This is a genomic window from Actinomyces urogenitalis DSM 15434 (assembly GCF_000159035.1).
Taxonomy (GTDB): Bacteria; Actinomycetota; Actinomycetes; order Actinomycetales; family Actinomycetaceae; genus Actinomyces; species Actinomyces urogenitalis.
Genome location: NZ_DS999574.1, coordinates 1,192,402 through 1,195,986, shown reverse-complemented (window position 1 = coordinate 1,195,986; position 3,585 = coordinate 1,192,402). Strand labels below are relative to the sequence as shown.

Sequence of the window (3,585 nt, the reverse complement as noted above, 5' to 3'; positions counted from 1 at the left end):
GCTAACCGCACGCAGGTTCATGTAACCAACGAGGAACACGCAACCTGCCTACAGGCGCAGTAGTTGCAAAGAACCCCCGGAAGACAACTGAGATCACTCAGCTCTCCTTCCGGGGGTTTTGCTTCACCCACTTCGCCTATTCCTATTCGCACTCTGTCATCATCGAGTTCAAGCTCCGGATTCTCGCAGCTCCAGTAGAAGAATTACGCTGGTCGTTCTGATGGAGCACAATGGCTCGAGGCTAATGTAACCGGATAGCAATAACAAAACACCTCCCAGGGATTAACCGGAAGGTGAAATGTTGTGCATGACTAACTAAATAATGAGGAAGCCAGTTACTGTGAGCCGGGTGGGCCCCGCCGTTTAGCGGGACCCACCCGCACTTGCTTATGCGCGACGACGACGCTTGGATACAGCCCAGGTTCCCGCAGCGAGCAGGACCACGCCCACTACTATCAGGCCTTGAACTGCCGAGCCGGTGCGAGCCAACGGATGTTGAGCGTCCTTGGTGTTAGTAACCACGAATCCGTCGGCTACGCTACCACTAATGGAAGGAGTGTAGCCAGGAACCTCTACCTCAACCACCGTGTAGACAATCTCGGTCTTCTCACCATCAACCGTCACATACTTAGGTAGATCGGTAAACGTACCCTTCCAGCCATTCTCGGCAGTCAGTTCCAAAGACTTATCCGTCTGTTTACCATCAGCCAACAAGTTGATAGTCACAGAACCCGGACGATCAGCCTCCACATCACCAGACCACCGCTTCTCAACAGGTACCGAGGTAACTGGTGAAGCGTCCTTCGTGTTAGTAACCACGAATCCGTCGGCTACGCTACCACTAATGGAAGGAGTGTAGCCCGGAACCTCTACCTCAACCACCGTGTAGACAATCTCGGTCTTCTCACCATCAACCGTCACATACTTAGGTAGATCGGTAAACGTACCCTTCCAGCCATTCTCGGCAGTCAGTTCCAAAGACTTATCCGTCTGTTTACCATCAGCCAACAAGCTGATAGTCACAGAACCCGGACGATCAGCCTCCACATCACCAGACCACCGCTTCTCAACATCGACCGACGTGGGAGGTTCGTTAACGATCGCGACCTCGATCGTCTTTGTGTCTTTGTTTTCCGTCACTACTGCGTCGTGAGACATGTAGCCATCGACTTCATGCTCGACGAAGGTTAGCGGGATAGTCTCGCCCGTCTTCGCATCAATGAGCGTGCTTGGGTCGGGATAGTTGGCTAGCTCAGCCTTCCAACCGTTCTCCTTTGTGAGCTCGATGGTCTGTAGCGTCTTGTCACCAAGTTTCACGTCCACCAAAATGCTCTCGGGGCGATCTTCTGGATCATCATTAGCCCACTTCTTTTCCAGCTTCAGTTTCCACGGTTCAGGATCACCGAAGGTCAAAGTACCGTTGTTCGCGATGCCAGCTCCGGAAATACCAGTGCCGGTGGCTACGTTATTGGTGATCTTCACAGTCGCAAGAGTCTCTGCGATAGCCTTAGCGTCCTCAGTTGGGACAGACTTGAAAGCAATGTCTTGGGAAACTTCTTCGTTTGGCTTGATAGCCGTGTTCGACCCCTCCACTGAGTAGCGCGGAACCTTTCCCTCAGCGGACCAGTTACCGTGAATACCATAAATCGAACCGTCCTGGTACCAAGCGCGCGGGCTTCCACCAAGCATACGTTCAGCAACAACAACCGAATGACCTGCTACCGGCTTACCGAATTCATGTTTGATAATGCTGGCGAAATCATCACCGGCACCAGCGTTTTGCCCCTTGAAGACGTTGGGTGCCACATTGTCAAAAATCGCCACGCCACGAGTTACGTGCATGATTGTGGAGCCCGTGGGACAGTTCCAGACACCGCCACCTTGAGCGCTCACAGGGTGGTTGCCGGCTTGAAGGAGAAAACCAGCCTTAATGACGTTGTCACGAATAAGACCGTTGTAAATCGTGACCTCGGCTTTGGCGTCGATGTACATTGCTCCGCCACCCCAGAAGCCTTCCGAGGTGTTACCGTTCAAAACTACGGCGTGGATCGCCGCCTTCGTAGTTCCATTGAAAGCGACGCCTCCACCAGACCTCGCAGCGCTGTTAGAAGTTATCTCGGCGCCGACAATATCGACCTTTGTATCGCCCTCTGTGTAGATCGCACCGCCGGAACCAGTGGTCACGTTCTCTGTAAACGTTGCGCCACTGATGTTCAGCGTGCCTCCGTCTTGATACAGGCCGCCACCTACACCCTTATACTTTCCGTTGTCGTTGCCTTGAATAACAACGCTGCCTGACAGAGAAACGTCACTGTTGATAAAGGCAAGGCCCGCGCCTAACTCTGTGGTGTTCTCTTTCACGGTGCCTCCGGAGATATTCACTGAGGCTCCCTCACCGTAAAGTGCGCCGCCACGGCCATTGAATTTGGGGTGGCTGACAACATTTCCGGTTAGTGTTCCACCCGTCATCTCGAAAGTAGGCGTTCCACCGTCTCGCGCCCATAGGCCAATCGAGCCACCGCGTAGCAGACCCGTGTTATTGCTCAGCGTTCCACCCTCTACTCGCACGGTGCCGTTGTAGGCCGTAATTGGAGAGTATTTTTCTTTTTCAACCCCTGCCGGGAGAAGTTCGCCGGACTCATCTGAAACGTTGTTGCCGGAAAACTCGGCGTCTCCACCGATAGTTAGAGTTCCTCCGTTAACAAAAACGACCGGGCCCGTTACCGCAGTGTCGCGGATCGCGCCACTCACCAGGCTCATTTTTCCCGCAACGCTAAACTGCGCGTTGGTGAAAGTCGGACCGGATAGGGTGAGCGCTCCGCCCTCTTCTACCGTGAACAGCGGGGATCCATTACCGCTGATCTTTCCACTACCCGTGAAGGTGACCTGTTTCCCCGCGGGCACAACCAGCGGATCAGCTCCATCTTCCACCGTTATTTCTGATGCGATTGACAGTTCTGTTGACTCGCCGTCGCCAAGACCATTAACCGTAGCAATAACGTCGTCCCAGGAAGTAATATCGGCTGCCTGAGCTACTCCTCCAGACAATCCGACTGTTGCCAGCACGGTGGCCAGTAAAATCCCGAATGACCGCACCCAAGGGCCCATCATTATTTGTTCCTCTCATAAGAGCGACCTCTGGTCTGCTAAACGACGAGAGCGCTGCACCCACTGGCGAGCAGTATACCGGCTCTTCACAGCTGAGGGTGTAGTTGGGGTCTGAAGCCGCCTGCTTCGAGGAGAGATCGGGCGATGTAGTTGGTCAGGTTGCGCAGTCCGAGGGCGGAGCCTCGTAGGTGCTCGAGGCGTCCGTTGATAGCTTCGGTGGGGCCGTTGCTGGTTCCGGGTCGGTCGAAGTAGGCGAGCACGTCCGCGCAACGTTTCTTCAGGGTCCGGCCCAGGGTGATTACTTCGGTCAGTGGTGCCGGGACGTCGGCGCTGACGGCGTTGATGAGGCAGCGCATCAGCTGTCGGCCTGGCGAGCGGTCGGGGTCGCGGTAGGCGGCGATCATCTGTTGGTAGATCCCCCAGGTCGCTTCGACCTCGACGTGAGCGTCGTCGGCGAACAGTGCCTCGAGGTGGCCC

General features: G+C 55.1%; 2 protein-coding genes. Both read right to left on the bottom strand.

What is annotated here, in order from left to right; all coding sequences use genetic code 11:
* Window positions 1-387: 387 nt before the first annotated feature.
* Window positions 388-3,111: a Cna B-type domain-containing protein gene (locus HMPREF0058_RS12040; protein ID WP_006548643.1), complete on the bottom strand. Its 2,724-nt coding sequence runs from the start codon at window positions 3,109-3,111 to the stop codon at window positions 388-390.
* 83 nt (window positions 3,112-3,194) lie between these two features.
* A partial coding sequence (locus HMPREF0058_RS05085) for an ISL3 family transposase (RefSeq protein WP_006548642.1) occupies window positions 3,195-3,585 on the bottom strand: 391 nt, incomplete at its 5' end.

Coding starts and splice junctions, on each gene's coding strand:
- HMPREF0058_RS12040 (WP_006548643.1), bottom strand. CDS start 3,111: ATGATGGGCCCTTGGGTGCGGTCATTCGGGATTTTACTGGCCACCGTG.